The organism is Paraburkholderia caffeinilytica (genome assembly GCF_046030355.1).
In the GTDB taxonomy this organism is placed as follows: domain Bacteria; phylum Pseudomonadota; class Gammaproteobacteria; order Burkholderiales; family Burkholderiaceae; genus Paraburkholderia; species Paraburkholderia caffeinilytica_B.
Map to the genome: position 1 here is coordinate 1 of NZ_JAQQCQ010000018.1, position 16,343 is coordinate 16,343.

The window sequence follows — 16,343 nt, forward strand, 5'->3', positions numbered from 1 at the left end:
TCAGGCTCCCCTGCAGCATCAGAAACCCCACCCCATAAAGGTGGGGTTTCTGCGTTTACGGCGGGCGTTGGAATCACTATATAAGTGAGAGCTATGAGTTTGGAACGGTCAAGCAAGCCTTGACAGCAAGCGGTTGTTCCCTCATAATCATCAGTTCTCTGCGGAGGGGTGCCCGAGTGGCTAAAGGGGGCAGACTGTAAATCTGTTGGCTTACGCCTACGTTGGTTCGAATCCAACCTCCTCCACCAGAATGCAAGCTGTAGCAGTAGTTGGGAATCCATGGATCCTTGCGGGTGTAGCTCAATGGTAGAGCAGAAGCCTTCCAAGCTTACGACGAGGGTTCGATTCCCTTCACCCGCTCCAGTAACAAAGAAGTAGCGCCCATGTGGCTCAGTGGTAGAGCACTCCCTTGGTAAGGGAGAGGTCGGCAGTTCGATCCTGCCCATGGGCACCAGAAGTACTCGGTGATTGTTTGCGCGCGGCGCAACGTACGGATAAATCCTCTTAGGAGTCGAAAATGGCCAAGGGTAAGTTTGAGCGGACCAAGCCGCACGTGAACGTCGGCACGATCGGTCACGTTGACCACGGCAAGACCACGCTGACGGCAGCGATCACGACGGTGCTGACCAAGAAGTTTGGCGGCGAAGCGAAGGCATACGACCAGATCGACGCGGCGCCGGAAGAAAAGGCACGTGGTATCACGATCAACACGGCACACGTCGAGTACGAAACGGCTAACCGCCACTACGCACACGTCGACTGCCCGGGCCACGCTGACTATGTGAAGAACATGATCACGGGCGCAGCGCAGATGGACGGCGCGATCCTGGTGTGCTCGGCTGCAGACGGCCCGATGCCGCAAACGCGCGAGCACATCCTGCTGGCGCGTCAGGTTGGCGTTCCGTACATCATCGTGTTCCTGAACAAGTGCGACATGGTGGACGACGCTGAGCTGCTGGAACTCGTCGAAATGGAAGTTCGCGAACTTCTGTCGAAGTACGATTTCCCGGGCGACGACACGCCGATCATCAAGGGTTCGGCCAAGCTGGCGCTGGAAGGCGACACGGGCGAGCTGGGCGAAGTGGCGATCATGAACCTGGCTGATGCGCTGGACACGTACATCCCGACGCCGGAGCGCGCAGTTGACGGTGCGTTCCTGATGCCGGTGGAAGACGTGTTCTCGATCTCGGGTCGCGGCACGGTGGTGACGGGTCGCGTTGAGCGCGGTGTTGTCAAGGTCGGCGAAGAAATCGAAATCGTCGGTATCAAGCCGACGGTGAAGACGACGTGCACGGGCGTGGAAATGTTCCGCAAGCTGCTCGACCAGGGTCAGGCCGGCGACAACGTGGGTATCCTGCTGCGCGGCACGAAGCGTGAAGACGTGGAGCGTGGCCAGGTTCTGGCGAAGCCGGGTTCGATCAACCCGCACACGCACTTTACGGCTGAAGTGTACGTGCTGAGCAAGGACGAAGGTGGTCGTCACACGCCGTTCTTCAACAACTATCGTCCGCAGTTCTACTTCCGTACGACGGACGTGACGGGCTCGATCGAGTTGCCGAAGGACAAGGAAATGGTCATGCCGGGCGACAACGTGTCGATCACGGTGAAGCTGATCAACCCGATCGCGATGGAAGAAGGTCTGCGCTTCGCAATCCGCGAAGGCGGCCGTACGGTCGGCGCAGGTGTGGTCGCAAAGATTCTCGAGTAACGCCAGAAAGTTCTCGTTGATCGGTAGTTTCGGGGTTGGCGGTGTCGTCAACCCCAAAATGGTTTAGGGGTATAGCTCAACTGGCAGAGCGTCGGTCTCCAAAACCGAAGGTTGGGGGTTCGATTCCCTCTGCCCCTGCCAACTCTCGCGCCGTATGTGGCGCTTCGTTAAGGTGTTATGGCGAATCCTTCCGTCGAAACTGTAAATACATCCGGCGACAAGCTGATGCTCGTCGCGGGCGTATTGTTGGTCTTGGCCGGGTTCGTGGGGTTCTTCTGGCTCAGCGGCCAGGAATGGTACGTCCGCGGAGCCGCCTTGGCTGTTGGCGCTATCGCGGGTGTTGCAGTCGGTCTTCTCTCCGCGCCTGGCAAGGGTTTCATCGCTTTCGCCAAAGACTCATACAAAGAAGTTCGCAAGGTTGTCTGGCCGACTCGTAAAGAGGCCACCCAGACAACGCTCGTAGTGTTCGGCTTCGTGTTCGTCATGGCGATCTTTCTTTGGATTAGCGATAAATCCATCGAATGGGCGATTTTCTCGGTGATTCTGGGTTGGAAATGATATGAGCGATACTCCGGCATCCCCGAGCGGCAAACGTTGGTACGTGGTGCACGCCTACTCCGGCATGGAGAAGAGCGTGCAACGTGCGCTTCAAGAGCGCATCGAACGTGCTGGCATGCAAGACCAGTTTGGTCAAATCCTCGTCCCGACTGAAGAGGTGGTCGAGGTGAAAGGCGGTCACAAATCGGTGACCGAGCGTCGTTTCTTCCCGGGTTATGTCCTTGTGGAAATGGAAATGACGGATGAAACGTGGCACCTCGTGAAGAACACGGCAAAGGTGACAGGTTTCGTAGGCGGTGCGCGTAATCGTCCGAGCCCGATTTCCCCGCGGGAAGTCGAGAAGATCATGTCGCAAATGCAGGAAGGCGTGGAAAAGCCGCGTCCGAAGACCCTGTTCGAAGTAGGCGAGATGGTGCGGGTGAAGGACGGTCCGTTCACGGATTTCAACGGCAGCGTCGAAGAAGTGAACTACGAAAAGTCGCGCGTCCGTGTTTCCGTTACAATCTTCGGCCGCGCAACGCCGGTCGAGCTGGAATTCGGCCAGGTCGAAAAGTTGTAATCCAGAATTCTACGGGGCGCACCGGTCGGTGCGTTCCGTATTTCGCGCTTACGGTCCGCGTAATGGCCGTTGAGGAGCGTAAGTAGTCTGTTTTTCGGCGAACGCGCGCTACTACTCACTGAATGTCCGCTTGTACTACGCGGCGTTCCTAAGAGGTTTTCAAAATGGCAAAGAAAATCATCGGCTTTATCAAGCTGCAGATTCCTGCAGGTAAAGCCAACCCGTCGCCGCCGGTCGGTCCGGCACTGGGCCAGCGCGGCCTGAACATCATGGAGTTCTGCAAGGCGTTCAACGCGCAGACTCAAGCACTGGAACCGGGTCTGCCGATTCCGGTCGTGATCACCGCGTTCGCGGACAAGAGCTTCACATTCGTTCTGAAGACGCCGCCGGCTACGGTTCTGATCAAGAAGGCAGCGAAGATCGACAAGGGTTCGGCCAAGCCGCATACCGACAAGGTCGGCAAGATCACCCGTGCTCAAGCTGAAGACATCGCCAAGACCAAGATGCCCGATCTGACGGCAGCTGATCTGGACGCAGCGGTTCGTACGATCGCTGGTAGCGCCCGCTCGATGGGCATCACCGTGGAGGGCGTGTAAATGGCTAAGCTTTCAAAGCGTCTGCAAGCATTTGCAGCCAAGGTTGATCGTCAAAAGCTGTACGCGATCGACGAAGCTCTGTCGCTCGTTAAGGAATGCGCAAGCGCGAAGTTTGACGAGTCGATCGACGTTGCCGTGCAACTCGGCATCGACGCGAAGAAGTCGGACCAAGTGGTTCGCGGTTCGGTCGTGCTGCCGGCTGGTACCGGTAAGTCGGTTCGCGTGGCCGTGTTCGCACAAGGCGAAAAGGCTGAGCAAGCTCGTGCAGCTGGCGCAGAAGTCGTCGGTATGGAAGACCTGGCTGAACAAGTCAAGGCCGGCAAGCTGGACTTCGACATCGTGATCGCTTCGCCGGACACGATGCGCGTTGTCGGTACGCTCGGTCAGATCCTCGGCCCGCGCGGCCTGATGCCGAACCCGAAGGTTGGCACGGTTACGCCGGACGTCGCGACTGCGGTCAAGAACGCCAAGGCCGGCCAGGTTCAATTCCGTGTCGACAAGGCCGGTATCATCCACGCCACGATTGGCCGTGCTTCGTTCGAGCCGACGGCTCTGCGCAGCAACCTGAACGCTCTGGTCGACGCGCTGCAAAAGGCGAAGCCGGCAACGAGCAAGGGTGTGTACCTGCGTAAGGTTGCGCTGTCGAGCACGATGGGTGTCGGCGTTCGCGTCGACCAGGCATCGATCGCAGCACAGTAATAAATTTCATCGCCTTGATGTGAGTCGAGGCGGTTTTATGGGCTTTGGGCGGTCGCAAGATGGCAGTCTGCATCGAGCGGCCGGTTGTCAAAGACCGTTGGCGGGAACGCAGCAGGTAGGCGGCCCCTTAATGTAAAGCCAACGCAGATGGCGAACCCGAAAAGGTTTTGTAGTGATGAAGCCGGTTGAAGTCCGCAGCAATGTGGGGTTCAGGCGGTCGAAATACTCCTGACTGGTCGGACGCCGTTATTGAACGCGGTACACAAGGCGCACGCTGCGTGTATCGAATCTGGAGGTTAACCGTGCCACTTAACAAAGAAAGCAAGCAGGCCGTCGTCGCTGAGGTTGCCGCGCAAGTCGCGAAAGCCCAGACCGTGGTTCTGGCTGAGTATCGTGGAATCGCGGTTGGCGATCTGACCAAGCTGCGCGCGAAAGCGCGTGAGCAACAGGTTTACCTTCGTGTGTTGAAGAACACGCTGGCGCGTCGCGCTGTCGAAGGTACCCCGTTTGCTCCGCTGGCAGAGCAGATGACTGGCCCCCTGATCTACGGCATCTCGGAAGATGCAATTGCTGCTGCTAAGGTCGTCAACGACTTCGGCAAAACCAATGACAAGTTGATCATCAAGGCTGGTTCCTACGAAGGCAAGGTGATGGACAAGGCTGGCGTGCAAGCGCTGGCAAACATCCCGAGCCGCGAAGAACTGCTCTCCAAGCTGTTGTACGTTATGCAAGCACCTGTTTCCGGCTTTGCGCGCGCTCTGGCCGCGCTGGCAGAAAAGAAACAAGGCGAAGAAACCGCTGCGTAATGCACTTCAGTCGAGCGTGATTGATCGCTGGCTGTATCCGAATTCAATTTAGGAGTATTTCAAATGGCAATCGCAAAAGATGACATCCTCGAGGCAGTAAGCTCGATGTCGGTTCTGGAACTGAACGAGCTGGTTAAGGCGTTCGAAGAAAAGTTTGGCGTGTCGGCAGCTGCTGTTGCAGTGGCAGGCCCGGCAGGCGGCGGCGCTGCTGCTGCTGCTGAAGAGCAAACCGAATTCACGGTCAACCTGACGGAAGTCGGCGCGAACAAGGTTTCGGTCATTAAGGCTGTTCGTGAACTGACGGGTCTCGGCCTGAAGGAAGCGAAGGACCTGGTTGACGGTGCACCGAAGCCTGTTAAGGAATCGGTACCGAAGGCTGCTGCTGAAGAAGCCAAGAAGAAGTTGGAAGAAGCCGGCGCGAAGGCTGAAATCAAGTAAGTTTCGGCGCGTTGTGCGAAGGCTGGCGGTTTTCCACCGCCGGCCTTTTTGTGCTTTGTGGGAACCACGTTTTTGCCAGCTAGTTTCGGCAAGAGTAGGGGTCCCAGAAGCCAAAGAAAATCGCCTATCGGCAATATCGACCGGCGCTTCTCTTTGTCTTCTGAAGCGACTGCAGAAGGCAAGTTTGGTCGGGTAGCGGGCAACATAGGCATCCGCTGCCGTCAGCCAGCGGTTGGTAGCGGCCAACCACCAAGCTTCTAGGCTCGTTCAAGCCATCGGACGGCCATCGGGTCTCAGTCGGTGAACACTCGGGTTGTCTCATCAAGGTATCCTGCCTCGACAACAATGCCCGCCGTGATTCGGAGATCGTATGCAATATTCCTTCACCGAGAAGAAGCGCATTCGCAAGAGTTTTGCGAAGCGCCCCATCGTTCACCAAGTACCTTTCCTGCTGGCTACCCAGCTTGAATCATTCAGCACGTTTCTGCAAGCAGACACGTCGTCCACGCAACGCAAGCCGGAAGGCCTGCAAGCTGCGTTTACATCCGTTTTCCCGATCGTTTCGCACAACGGTTTTGCGCGTCTCGAGTTCGTCAGCTACATGCTGTCGCCGCCGGCATTCAACATCAAGGAATGTCAGCAGCGCGGTTTGACGTACTGCTCAGCACTGCGCGCGAAAGTGCGCCTGGTGCTGCTCGACAAGGAATCGCCGAGCAAGCCGGTCGTCAAGGAAGTGAAGGAACAGGAAGTGTACATGGGCGAAATTCCGCTCATGACGCCGACGGGTTCGTTCGTCATCAACGGCACGGAACGTGTGATCGTTTCGCAGCTGCATCGTTCGCCTGGCGTGTTCTTCGAACACGACAAGGGCAAGACGCACAGCTCGGGCAAGCTCCTGTTCTCGGCCCGTATCATTCCTTACCGCGGTTCGTGGCTCGACTTCGAATTCGATCCGAAGGACGTGCTGTACTTCCGCGTTGACCGCCGTCGCAAGATGCCGGTCACGATCCTGCTGAAGGCGATTGGCCTGACGCCGGAGCAGATCCTCGCAAACTTCTTCGTGTTCGACAATTTCACGCTGATGCCGGAAGGCGCGCAGATGGAATTCGTGCCGGAGCGTCTGCGTGGTGAAGTCGCGCGCTTTGACATCACGGACCGTGATGGCAACGTGATCGTCCAGAAGGACAAGCGGATCAACGCCAAGCACATTCGCGATCTCGACAACGCGAAGACGAAGTTCATCTCGGTGCCGGAAGACTATCTGCTCGGCCGCGTGCTCGCGAAGAACGTCGTCGACGGCGACACGGGTGAAGTCATCGCTAACGCGAACGACGAAATCACCGAAACCGTCCTCGAAAAGCTCCGCGAATCGAAGATCAAAGACATCCAGACGCTCTACACGAACGATCTGGATCAAGGTCCGTACATCTCGTCGACGCTGCGTATCGACGAAACCGCGGACAAGATGGCTGCACGCATTGCGATCTACCGCATGATGCGTCCGGGCGAGCCGCCGACCGAAGAAGCGGTCGAGGCGCTGTTCAACCGTCTGTTCTACAGCGAAGACGCATACGACCTGTCCAAGGTGGGTCGTATGAAGTTCAACCGCCGTGTCGGTCGCGACGAAATCGTCGGTCCGATGACGCTGCAAGACGACGACATCCTCGCAACGATCAAGATCCTGGTCGAGTTGCGCAACGGCAAGGGCGAAGTGGACGACATCGACCACTTGGGCAATCGTCGTGTGCGTTGCGTCGGCGAACTGGCGGAAAACCAGTTCCGCGCGGGTCTTGTGCGTGTCGAACGTGCTGTGAAGGAACGCCTCGGCCAGGCCGAAAGCGAAAACCTGATGCCGCACGACCTGATCAACTCGAAGCCGATTTCGTCGGCGATTCGCGAGTTCTTCGGTTCGTCGCAGCTGTCGCAGTTTATGGACCAGACCAACCCGCTGTCGGAAATCACCCACAAGCGCCGTGTATCGGCACTTGGCCCGGGCGGTTTGACGCGTGAGCGCGCTGGCTTTGAAGTCCGCGACGTGCACCCGACCCACTATGGCCGTGTGTGCCCGATTGAAACGCCGGAAGGTCCGAACATCGGCCTGATCAACTCACTGGCACTGTACGCGCACCTGAACGAATACGGCTTCCTCGAAACGCCGTATCGCAAGGTTGTGGATAGCAAGGTGACCGATCAGATCGACTATCTGTCGGCGATCGAAGAAGGCCGTTACGTGATCGCTCAGGCGAACGCGGCGGTTGCTGCCGATGGCTCGCTGACCGACGAACTGGTGTCGTCGCGTGAAGCAGGCGAAACGCTGATGGTTACGCCGGACCGCATCCAGTACATGGACGTGGCGCCGTCGCAGATCGTCTCGGTGGCAGCATCGCTGATTCCGTTCCTCGAGCACGATGACGCGAACCGCGCATTGATGGGTTCGAACATGCAACGTCAGGCTGTGCCGTGTCTGCGTCCTGAAAAGGCCGTGGTCGGTACGGGTATCGAACGCACGGTGGCAGTCGACTCGGGTACGACGGTTCAGGCATTCCGCGGTGGTGTGGTCGATTACGTCGACGCAGGCCGTATGGTGATCCGCGTGAACGACGATGAAGCCGTTGCTGGCGACGTCGGCGTGGACATCTACAACCTGATCAAGTACACGCGTTCGAACCAGAACACGAACATCAACCAGCGCCCGATCGTGAAGGTCGGCGATATCGTGTCGCGTGGCGACGTGCTGGCTGACGGTGCATCGACCGACCTCGGCGAACTGGCTCTCGGCCAGAACATGCTGGTCGCGTTCATGCCGTGGAACGGCTACAACTTCGAAGATTCGATCTTGATCTCGGAGAAGGTGGTTGCTGACGATCGTTACACGTCGATCCACATCGAAGAACTGAACGTCGTAGCTCGCGATACGAAGCTCGGACCGGAAGAAATCACGCGCGACATCTCGAACCTGGCTGAAGTGCAACTCGGCCGTCTCGATGAGTCGGGCATCGTCTACATCGGCGCTGAAGTCGAAGCGGGCGACGTGCTGGTCGGTAAGGTCACGCCGAAGGGCGAAACCCAGCTGACGCCGGAAGAAAAGCTGCTGCGCGCGATCTTCGGTGAAAAGGCTTCGGACGTGAAGGACACGTCGCTGCGCGTGCCGTCGGGCATGAGCGGCACGGTCATCGACGTGCAAGTGTTCACGCGTGAAGGCATTCAGCGCGACAAGCGCGCGCAACAGATCATCGACGATGAACTGAAGCGTTATCGCCTCGACCTGAACGACCAGCTACGTATCGTGGAAGGCGATGCATTCCAGCGTCTCGCGCGTATGCTGACCGGCAAGGTCGCGAACGGCGGTCCGAAGAAGCTCGCGAAGGGTACGAAGATCGAACAGGCTTACCTGGAAGATCTCGACCACTACCACTGGTTCGATATCCGCCTCGCGGACGAAGAAGCAGCGGCACAGCTCGAAGCGATCAAGGACTCGATCGAACAGAAGCGTCACCAGTTCGATCTGGCGTTCGAAGAAAAGCGCAAGAAGCTCACGCAAGGCGACGAACTGCCGCCGGGCGTGCTGAAGATGGTCAAGGTGTATCTGGCTGTTAAGCGTCGTCTGCAGCCTGGCGACAAGATGGCCGGCCGTCACGGTAACAAGGGTGTGGTGTCGAAGATCGTTCCGATCGAAGACATGCCGTACATGGCCGATGGCCGTCCGGCTGACGTCGTGCTGAACCCGCTCGGCGTGCCGTCGCGGATGAACGTGGGTCAGGTTCTCGAAGTGCATCTGGGTTGGGCCGCGAAGGGTCTCGGCTGGCGTATTGCAGAAATGCTGCAACGTCAGGCGAAGATCGCTGAACTGCGCGAATTCCTGACCAAGATCTACAACGAGTCGGGCCGCGCTGAAGAGCTGGACAGCTTCACGGACGACGAAATCGTCGAACTGGCGAAGAACCTGCGCGAAGGCGTTCCGTTTGCCACGCCGGTGTTCGACGGTGCGACGGAAGAAGAAATGTCGCGCGCGCTGGATCTGGCATTCCCGGACGACATCGCGAAGAACCTCGGCATGACGCCGTCGAAGAACCAGGTGCGTCTGTATGACGGCCGCACGGGTGAGATGTTCGAGCGTACGGTGACTGTCGGTTACATGCACTACCTGAAGCTGCACCACTTGGTCGACGACAAGATGCACGCGCGTTCCACGGGCCCGTACTCGCTCGTGACGCAGCAGCCGTTGGGCGGTAAGGCGCAGTTCGGTGGCCAGCGTTTCGGTGAAATGGAAGTGTGGGCGCTCGAAGCGTACGGCGCATCGTACGTGTTGCAAGAAATGCTGACGGTGAAGTCGGATGACGTGGCGGGCCGGACCAAGGTGTATGAGAACCTGGTCAAGGGTGATCACGTGATCGACGCCGGCATGCCGGAATCCTTCAACGTGCTCGTGAAGGAAATCCGCTCGCTCGGTATCGACATCGACCTCGACCGCAACTAATCGGACTACGGAGAGAAAGCAATGAAAGCTCTGCTCGATCTATTCAAGCAAGTCCAACAGCCTGAAGTTTTTGACGCGATCAAGATCGGTCTGGCCTCGCCAGACAAGATCCGTTCGTGGTCGTTCGGTGAAGTCAAGAAGCCGGAAACCATCAACTACCGGACGTTCAAGCCGGAACGCGATGGTTTGTTCTGCGCGAAGATTTTCGGGCCGATCAAAGACTACGAATGCCTTTGCGGCAAGTACAAGCGCCTGAAGCATCGTGGCGTGATCTGTGAAAAGTGCGGCGTCGAAGTGACGCTCGCGAAGGTGCGTCGCGAACGGATGGGCCACATTGAGCTGGCCTCGCCGGTCGCTCACATCTGGTTCCTGAAGTCGCTGCCGTCGCGTCTGGGCATGGTGCTCGACATGACGCTGCGCGACATCGAACGCGTGCTGTACTTCGAAGCCTACGTGGTGATCGATCCGGGCATGACGCCGCTGAAAGCGCGGCAGATCATGACGGAAGAGGATTACTACAACAAGGTCGAAGAGTACGGTGACGAATTCCGTGCCGAGATGGGCGCGGAAGGCGTTCGCGAACTGCTGCGCGCGATCAACATCGACGAACAGGTCGAGATGCTGCGCACCGAACTCAAGAACACGGGTTCGGAAGCGAAGATCAAGAAGTACGCGAAGCGCCTGAAGGTGCTCGAGGCTTTCCAGCGTTCGGGCATCAAGCCTGACTGGATGGTGCTCGAAGTGCTGCCGGTGCTGCCGCCGGAACTGCGTCCGCTGGTGCCGCTGGATGGCGGCCGCTTTGCGACGTCGGACCTGAACGACCTGTATCGCCGCGTGATCAACCGTAACAACCGGTTGAAGCGTCTGCTCGAACTGAAGGCGCCTGAAATCATCGTCCGCAACGAAAAGCGGATGCTGCAGGAAGCCGTCGATTCGCTGCTCGACAACGGTCGTCGCGGTAAGGCCATGACCGGCGCGAACAAGCGTCCGCTGAAGTCGCTCGCTGACATGATCAAGGGTAAGGGCGGTCGTTTCCGTCAGAACTTGCTCGGTAAGCGCGTCGACTACTCGGGCCGTTCGGTGATCGTGGTCGGCCCGACGCTCAAGCTGCATCAGTGCGGTCTGCCGAAGCTGATGGCGCTCGAACTGTTCAAGCCGTTCATCTTCAACAAGCTCGAAGTGATGGGTGTGGCTACCACCATCAAGGCTGCGAAGAAGGAAGTCGAGAACCAGACGCCGGTGGTGTGGGACATCCTCGAAGAGGTGATCCGCGAGCATCCGGTCATGCTGAACCGTGCGCCGACGCTGCACCGTCTTGGCATTCAGGCTTTCGAGCCGGTGCTGATCGAAGGTAAGGCTATCCAGCTGCACCCGCTCGTTTGCGCGGCGTTCAACGCCGACTTCGACGGTGACCAGATGGCTGTGCACGTGCCGCTGTCGCTCGAAGCGCAGATGGAAGCGCGTACGCTGATGCTGGCGTCGAACAACATCCTGTTCCCGGCCAACGGCGATCCGTCGATCGTGCCGTCGCAGGATATCGTGCTCGGCCTGTACTACGCGACGCGTGAAGCAGTGAACGCCAAGGGCGAAGGCCTGACGTTCACCGGCGTGTCGGAAGCACTGCGTGCTTACGAGAACAAGGAAGTCGAGCTGGCCTCGCGCGTCAACGTGCGGATCACGGAAATGGTCCACAACGAAGACAAGTCGGAAGGCGCACCGGCGTTCGTGCCGAAGATCACGCTGTACGCGACGACAGTCGGCCGTTCGATCCTGTCGGAAATTTTGCCGCCGGGCCTGCCGTTCTCGGTGCTGAACAAGCCGCTGAAGAAGAAGGAAATCTCGCGCCTCATCAACACCGCATTCCGCAAGTGCGGTCTGCGTGAAACGGTGATTTTCGCCGACCAGTTGATGCAGTCGGGTTTCCGTCTGGCAACGCGCGCCGGTATTTCGATTTGCGTGGACGACATGCTCGTGCCGCCGCAAAAAGAACAGATCGTCGGCGACGCAGCGAAGAAGGTGAAGGAATACGACCGTCAGTACATGTCGGGTCTCGTCACGTCGCAAGAGCGCTACAACAACGTGGTCGACATCTGGTCGGCAACGTCGGAAGCGGTCGGCAAGGCGATGATGGAACAGCTGTCGACGGAACCGGTGGTCGATCGCGACGGCAACGAAACGCGTCAAGAGTCGTTTAACTCCATCTACATGATGGCTGACTCGGGTGCTCGTGGTTCCGCGGTTCAGATTCGTCAGTTGGCCGGTATGCGTGGCCTGATGGCGAAGCCGGACGGCTCGATCATCGAGACGCCGATTACGGCGAACTTCCGCGAAGGCCTGAACGTGTTGCAGTACTTCATCTCGACCCACGGTGCACGTAAGGGTCTGGCTGATACGGCACTGAAGACGGCAAACTCGGGCTACCTGACGCGTCGTCTCGTCGACGTGACGCAGGATCTGGTGGTGGTCGAGGACGATTGCGGTACGTCCAACGGCGTTGCCATGAAGGCGTTGGTCGAAGGCGGTGAAGTCGTCGAAGCGCTGCGTGACCGTATTCTCGGTCGCGTGACGGTGGCTGACGTCGTCAATCCGGAAACGCAGGAAACGCTGTACGAAACGGGCACGTTGCTCGACGAAGACGCGGTCGAAGAAATCGAACGCCTCGGCATCGACGAAGTGCGCGTGCGTACGCCGCTGACTTGCGAAACGCGTTACGGTCTGTGCGCAGCCTGCTATGGCCGCGACCTGGGTCGTGGCTCGTCGGTGAACGTCGGTGAAGCAGTTGGCGTGATCGCTGCTCAGTCGATCGGTGAACCGGGCACGCAGCTCACGATGCGTACGTTCCACATCGGTGGTGCGGCATCGCGTGCAGCAGTGGCTTCGTCGGTTGAAGCCAAGTCGAACGGTACGGTGCGTTTCACGGCGACCATGCGTTACGTCACCAACGCGAAGGGCGAGCAGATCGTCATCTCGCGTTCGGGCGAAGCGATGATCACCGACGACCATGGCCGTGAGCGTGAACGTCACAAGGTGCCGTACGGCGCGACGCTGTTGCAACTGGACGGCGCGCAGATCAAGGCCGGCACGCAACTGGCGACGTGGGATCCGATGACGCGTCCGATCATCACCGAGTACGGTGGCACGGTGAAGTTCGAAAACGTCGAAGAAGGCGTGACGGTTGCCAAGCAGATCGACGATGTGACGGGTCTCTCGACGCTGGTCGTGATCGACGTGAAGCGCCGCGGTTCGCAAGCGTCGAAGACGGTGCGCCCGCAGGTCAAGCTGCTCGACGCGAACGGCGAAGAAGTCAAGATCCCGAACACCGAGCACTCGGTGCAGATCGGCTTCCAGGTCGGCGCTCTGATCACCGTGAAGGACGGTCAGCAAGTGCAGGTCGGTGAAGTGCTGGCACGTATCCCGGTTGAATCGCAAAAGACTCGCGACATTACCGGTGGTCTGCCGCGTGTGGCCGAACTGTTCGAAGCGCGCTCGCCGAAGGACGCCGGTATTCTGGCGGAAGTCACGGGCACGACGTCGTTCGGTAAGGACACGAAGGGCAAGCAGCGTCTCGTTATCACGGACCTCGAAGGCAATCAGCACGAGTTCCTGATCGCGAAGGAAAAGCAGGTTCTGGTGCACGATGGTCAGGTCGTCAACAAGGGCGAAATGATTGTCGACGGGCCGGCTGATCCGCACGACATTCTGCGTTTGCAGGGCGTCGAAGCGCTGGCGCGCTACATCGTTGACGAAGTGCAGGACGTGTATCGTCTGCAGGGCGTGAAGATCAATGACAAGCACATTGAAGTGATCGTCCGTCAGATGCTGCGTCGCGTGCAGATCGTCGATAACGGTGACACGCGCTTCATCATGGGCGAACAGGTCGAGCGCTCGGATATGCTCGACGAAAACGACCGGATGGCTGCGGAAGGCAAGATCCCGGCAACCTACGACAACGTGCTGCTCGGTATTACGAAGGCATCGCTGTCGACCGATTCGTTCATCTCCGCGGCGTCGTTCCAGGAAACGACTCGCGTGCTGACCGAAGCGGCGATCATGGGCAAGCGCGACGATCTGCGCGGGCTGAAGGAAAACGTGATCGTGGGTCGTCTGATTCCGGCGGGTACGGGCCTCGCGTTCCACAAGGCGCGCAAGAGCAAGGAACTGTCCGACCGCGAGCGTTTCGATCAGATCGCAGCGGAAGAGTCGTTCGAATTCGGTACGCCGGAAACCCCGGCTGCCGAACAGCAGCACTCAGGCGAGTAAGTCCCGGCGGCGCAAGCCGCCTGGGGCTCACCAGCCAGCGAAGCCGCTCAGTTTCGACTGAGCGGTTTTTTTTTGCCGATAGGAATCAGACTTTAGCATTGACTCCTGTCCCACGCACCGCAGTCGCTTTTTTTCACGCGCTTCCTGATGGTTTCGTAGGCCGAACGGCTAACGTTGCATCTAAGCGCGGGCGCAGCACGAATGCGTTGGTAAAATTCGTGTCACCGGCATCACGCTGCTTCTCTCCAATTCATGTCCCGTCCGCTCGAAATCCTCAACGAAGTTTTTGGCTACCCCGCATTCCGAGGACAGCAGGGCGAAATTGTCGAACACGTCGCTAGCGGCGGCGATTGTCTCGTGCTGATGCCAACGGGCGGCGGCAAATCGTTGTGCTATCAGATTCCGTCGCTGGTGCGGCGCGAAGCAGGCTGCGGAGCGGGGATCGTCGTGTCGCCGCTGATCGCATTGATGCAAGACCAGGTCGCCGCACTGAAGGAAGTGGGCGTTAGGGCCGCGTATCTGAATTCCACGCTGTCGAGCGCCGAAGCAATGGCCACTGAGCGCGCGCTGCGCGAAGGGGAAATCGATCTGCTGTACGTGGCGCCGGAACGGTTGATGACGCCCCGTTTTCAGGAGTTGCTCGAGCGTACGCGCATCGGCCTGTTTGCCATTGACGAAGCGCATTGCGTGTCGCAATGGGGGCACGATTTCCGTCCTGAGTATATTCAGCTGTCGGTGCTGCACGAGCGTTTTCCGAACGTGCCGCGCATCGCGCTCACCGCGACCGCTGACGCGATCACGCGCGACGAAATCATCCACCGTCTTGCGCTGGATGACGCGCGTATCTTTGTCTCCAGCTTCGATCGTCCGAACATTCGCTATCGCATCGTCGAAAAAGACAATGCACGCACGCAATTGCTCGACTTTATCCGCGCTGAACACTCGAAACCAGACGGCACGACCGACGCCGGCGTTGTCTATTGCCTGTCGCGTCGCAAGGTCGAAGAAACGGCTGAGTGGCTGAAAGAGAAGGGGATGCGCGCGTTGCCGTACCACGCCGGCATGGAGTTCGAAATCCGCCAGAAGCATCAGGAGATGTTCCAGCGCGAGGAGGGCATCGTGATGTGCGCGACGATCGCGTTCGGCATGGGCATTGACAAGCCGGACGTGCGTTTCGTGGCTCACCTTGATTTGCCCAAGAGTGTTGAAGGTTATTACCAGGAAACAGGACGCGCAGGCCGCGATGGGATGCCGGCGAACGCCTGGATGGCATACGGTCTGGGCGACGTCGTGCAGCAGCGCAAGATGATCGACGAGTCCGATGCTGACGACGCGCATAAACGCGTGCAGACCGGCAAGCTCGATGCCTTACTCGGGCTGTGCGAAGCGGCGACCTGCCGCCGGGTGCGGCTGCTCGCGTATTTCGGCGAGTCGAGCAAGCCGTGCGGCAACTGTGACAACTGTATTGAACCGCCCGACACGTGGGACGCGACGCGTGAAGCGCAGATGGCGCTGTCATGCGTGTTTCGCGCGCAGCGGGCGAGCGGATTCCACTTTGGGGCCGGACATCTGATCGATATTCTGCGTGGCAACCGCAGCGAGAAGATCCTGCAGCGCGGCCACGAGAAGCTCACCACCTTTGGGATCGGGGCGGCGCTCGGCGAGCCGGAGTGGCGCGCTATTTTTCGCCAACTCGTCGCTTTCGGCTACCTCACCGTCGACCACGAAGGCTTTGGCTCGCTGGTGCTGACTGAAGCCGCCAAAGCGGTGTTGAAGAGCGAGCAGAATGTGACGATGCGGCGCTACGTGAAGCCGACGCGTACTCGCCAATCGTCCGGCCGCACCAGCGAGCGCGCCGACCCGACGATCGGCATGGGTCCACGCGAGCGTGCCCGCTGGGAACGCCTTCGTGCCTGGCGCACCGAGACGGCAAAAAGCGACGGCGTGCCGGCCTACGTCATCTTCCACGACGCCACATTGGCGGAAATTGCCCGCAACGGGCCTGATTCCATTGAGGATTTGCGCGGAATCCCGGGCATGGGTGCCCGCAAACTCGACCGTTTTGGCGACGAGTTGCTGGAAGTCGTGGCCGCCGACTAAGTGCAGTCGAGCACAGTTGACGGTCGACAGGCGTGCGAAACATCGCAACCTGTTGACTCCCTTAGCATTTTCGGAATATTATGCTAGGTTCCGGTTCTTGGAATGCCTGTGCATGAAGTCAATTCGTGCGCTGACAGCCAGG

Annotated in this window: 10 protein-coding genes and 4 tRNA genes; all 14 read left to right on the plus strand. The window is 59.0% G+C overall.

Annotated elements, in window-relative coordinates; genetic code table 11:
* The first annotated feature begins 162 nt into the window (after positions 1–162).
* The 14 genes from PQQ95_RS24490 to recQ all read left to right on the plus strand — a co-directional run bounded on the left by PQQ95_RS24490 (position 163) and on the right by recQ (position 16,201).
* Positions 163–248 (plus strand) — tRNA-Tyr (locus PQQ95_RS24490).
* 41 nt (positions 249–289) lie between these two features.
* Positions 290–363: transfer RNA gene (locus PQQ95_RS24495), tRNA-Gly, on the plus strand.
* A gap of 16 nt (positions 364–379) precedes the next feature.
* A tRNA-Thr gene (locus PQQ95_RS24500) sits at positions 380–454 on the plus strand.
* A gap of 63 nt (positions 455–517) precedes the next feature.
* The gene (gene tuf / locus PQQ95_RS24505; RefSeq protein ID WP_063497539.1) at positions 518–1,708 is read left to right on the plus strand and encodes an elongation factor Tu; all 1,191 of its coding nucleotides are present in this window, start codon (positions 518–520) and stop codon (positions 1,706–1,708) included.
* 65 nt (positions 1,709–1,773) lie between these two features.
* Positions 1,774–1,849 (plus strand) — tRNA-Trp (locus PQQ95_RS24510).
* A gap of 36 nt (positions 1,850–1,885) precedes the next feature.
* Positions 1,886–2,266, plus strand: coding sequence for a preprotein translocase subunit SecE (secE, locus tag PQQ95_RS24515; protein ID WP_046567533.1), 381 nt, complete (start codon positions 1,886–1,888; stop codon positions 2,264–2,266).
* A 1-nt stretch (position 2,267) separates the two neighbouring features.
* On the plus strand, positions 2,268–2,825 hold the full coding sequence (gene nusG / locus PQQ95_RS24520) for a transcription termination/antitermination protein NusG (protein ID WP_007180147.1): 558 nt from the start codon (positions 2,268–2,270) through the stop codon (positions 2,823–2,825).
* Between the two features lie 164 nt (positions 2,826–2,989).
* Complete coding sequence (rplK, locus tag PQQ95_RS24525) at positions 2,990–3,421, plus strand: 50S ribosomal protein L11 (protein WP_115781229.1); 432 nt, start codon at positions 2,990–2,992, stop codon at positions 3,419–3,421.
* Complete coding sequence (gene rplA, locus PQQ95_RS24530) at positions 3,422–4,120, plus strand: 50S ribosomal protein L1 (protein WP_007180145.1); 699 nt, start codon at positions 3,422–3,424, stop codon at positions 4,118–4,120. It begins immediately after the preceding gene.
* Positions 4,121–4,422: 302 nt separating this feature from the next.
* The gene (gene rplJ / locus PQQ95_RS24535) at positions 4,423–4,926 is read left to right on the plus strand and encodes a 50S ribosomal protein L10 (protein WP_007180144.1); all 504 of its coding nucleotides are present in this window, start codon (positions 4,423–4,425) and stop codon (positions 4,924–4,926) included.
* 63 nt (positions 4,927–4,989) lie between these two features.
* The gene (gene rplL / locus PQQ95_RS24540; protein ID WP_054043372.1) at positions 4,990–5,364 is read left to right on the plus strand and encodes a 50S ribosomal protein L7/L12; all 375 of its coding nucleotides are present in this window, start codon (positions 4,990–4,992) and stop codon (positions 5,362–5,364) included.
* A 370-nt stretch (positions 5,365–5,734) separates the two neighbouring features.
* On the plus strand, positions 5,735–9,841 hold the full coding sequence (gene rpoB / locus PQQ95_RS24545; protein ID WP_054043374.1) for a DNA-directed RNA polymerase subunit beta: 4,107 nt from the start codon (positions 5,735–5,737) through the stop codon (positions 9,839–9,841).
* A 21-nt stretch (positions 9,842–9,862) separates the two neighbouring features.
* The gene (rpoC, locus tag PQQ95_RS24550) at positions 9,863–14,101 is read left to right on the plus strand and encodes a DNA-directed RNA polymerase subunit beta' (protein WP_054043375.1); all 4,239 of its coding nucleotides are present in this window, start codon (positions 9,863–9,865) and stop codon (positions 14,099–14,101) included.
* Between the two features lie 252 nt (positions 14,102–14,353).
* Positions 14,354–16,201, plus strand: coding sequence for a DNA helicase RecQ (recQ, locus tag PQQ95_RS24555; protein ID WP_408441779.1), 1,848 nt, complete (start codon positions 14,354–14,356; stop codon positions 16,199–16,201).
* The last annotated feature ends 142 nt before the right edge of the window (positions 16,202–16,343 follow it).

Coding starts and splice junctions, on each gene's coding strand:
- tuf (WP_063497539.1), top strand. CDS start 518: ATGGCCAAGGGTAAGTTTGAGCGGACCAAGCCGCACGTGAACGTCGGC.
- secE (WP_046567533.1), top strand. CDS start 1,886: ATGGCGAATCCTTCCGTCGAAACTGTAAATACATCCGGCGACAAGCTG.
- nusG (WP_007180147.1), top strand. CDS start 2,268: ATGAGCGATACTCCGGCATCCCCGAGCGGCAAACGTTGGTACGTGGTG.
- rplK (WP_115781229.1), top strand. CDS start 2,990: ATGGCAAAGAAAATCATCGGCTTTATCAAGCTGCAGATTCCTGCAGGT.
- rplA (WP_007180145.1), top strand. CDS start 3,422: ATGGCTAAGCTTTCAAAGCGTCTGCAAGCATTTGCAGCCAAGGTTGAT.
- rplL (WP_054043372.1), top strand. CDS start 4,990: ATGGCAATCGCAAAAGATGACATCCTCGAGGCAGTAAGCTCGATGTCG.
- rpoB (WP_054043374.1), top strand. CDS start 5,735: ATGCAATATTCCTTCACCGAGAAGAAGCGCATTCGCAAGAGTTTTGCG.
- rpoC (WP_054043375.1), top strand. CDS start 9,863: ATGAAAGCTCTGCTCGATCTATTCAAGCAAGTCCAACAGCCTGAAGTT.
- recQ (WP_408441779.1), top strand. CDS start 14,354: ATGTCCCGTCCGCTCGAAATCCTCAACGAAGTTTTTGGCTACCCCGCA.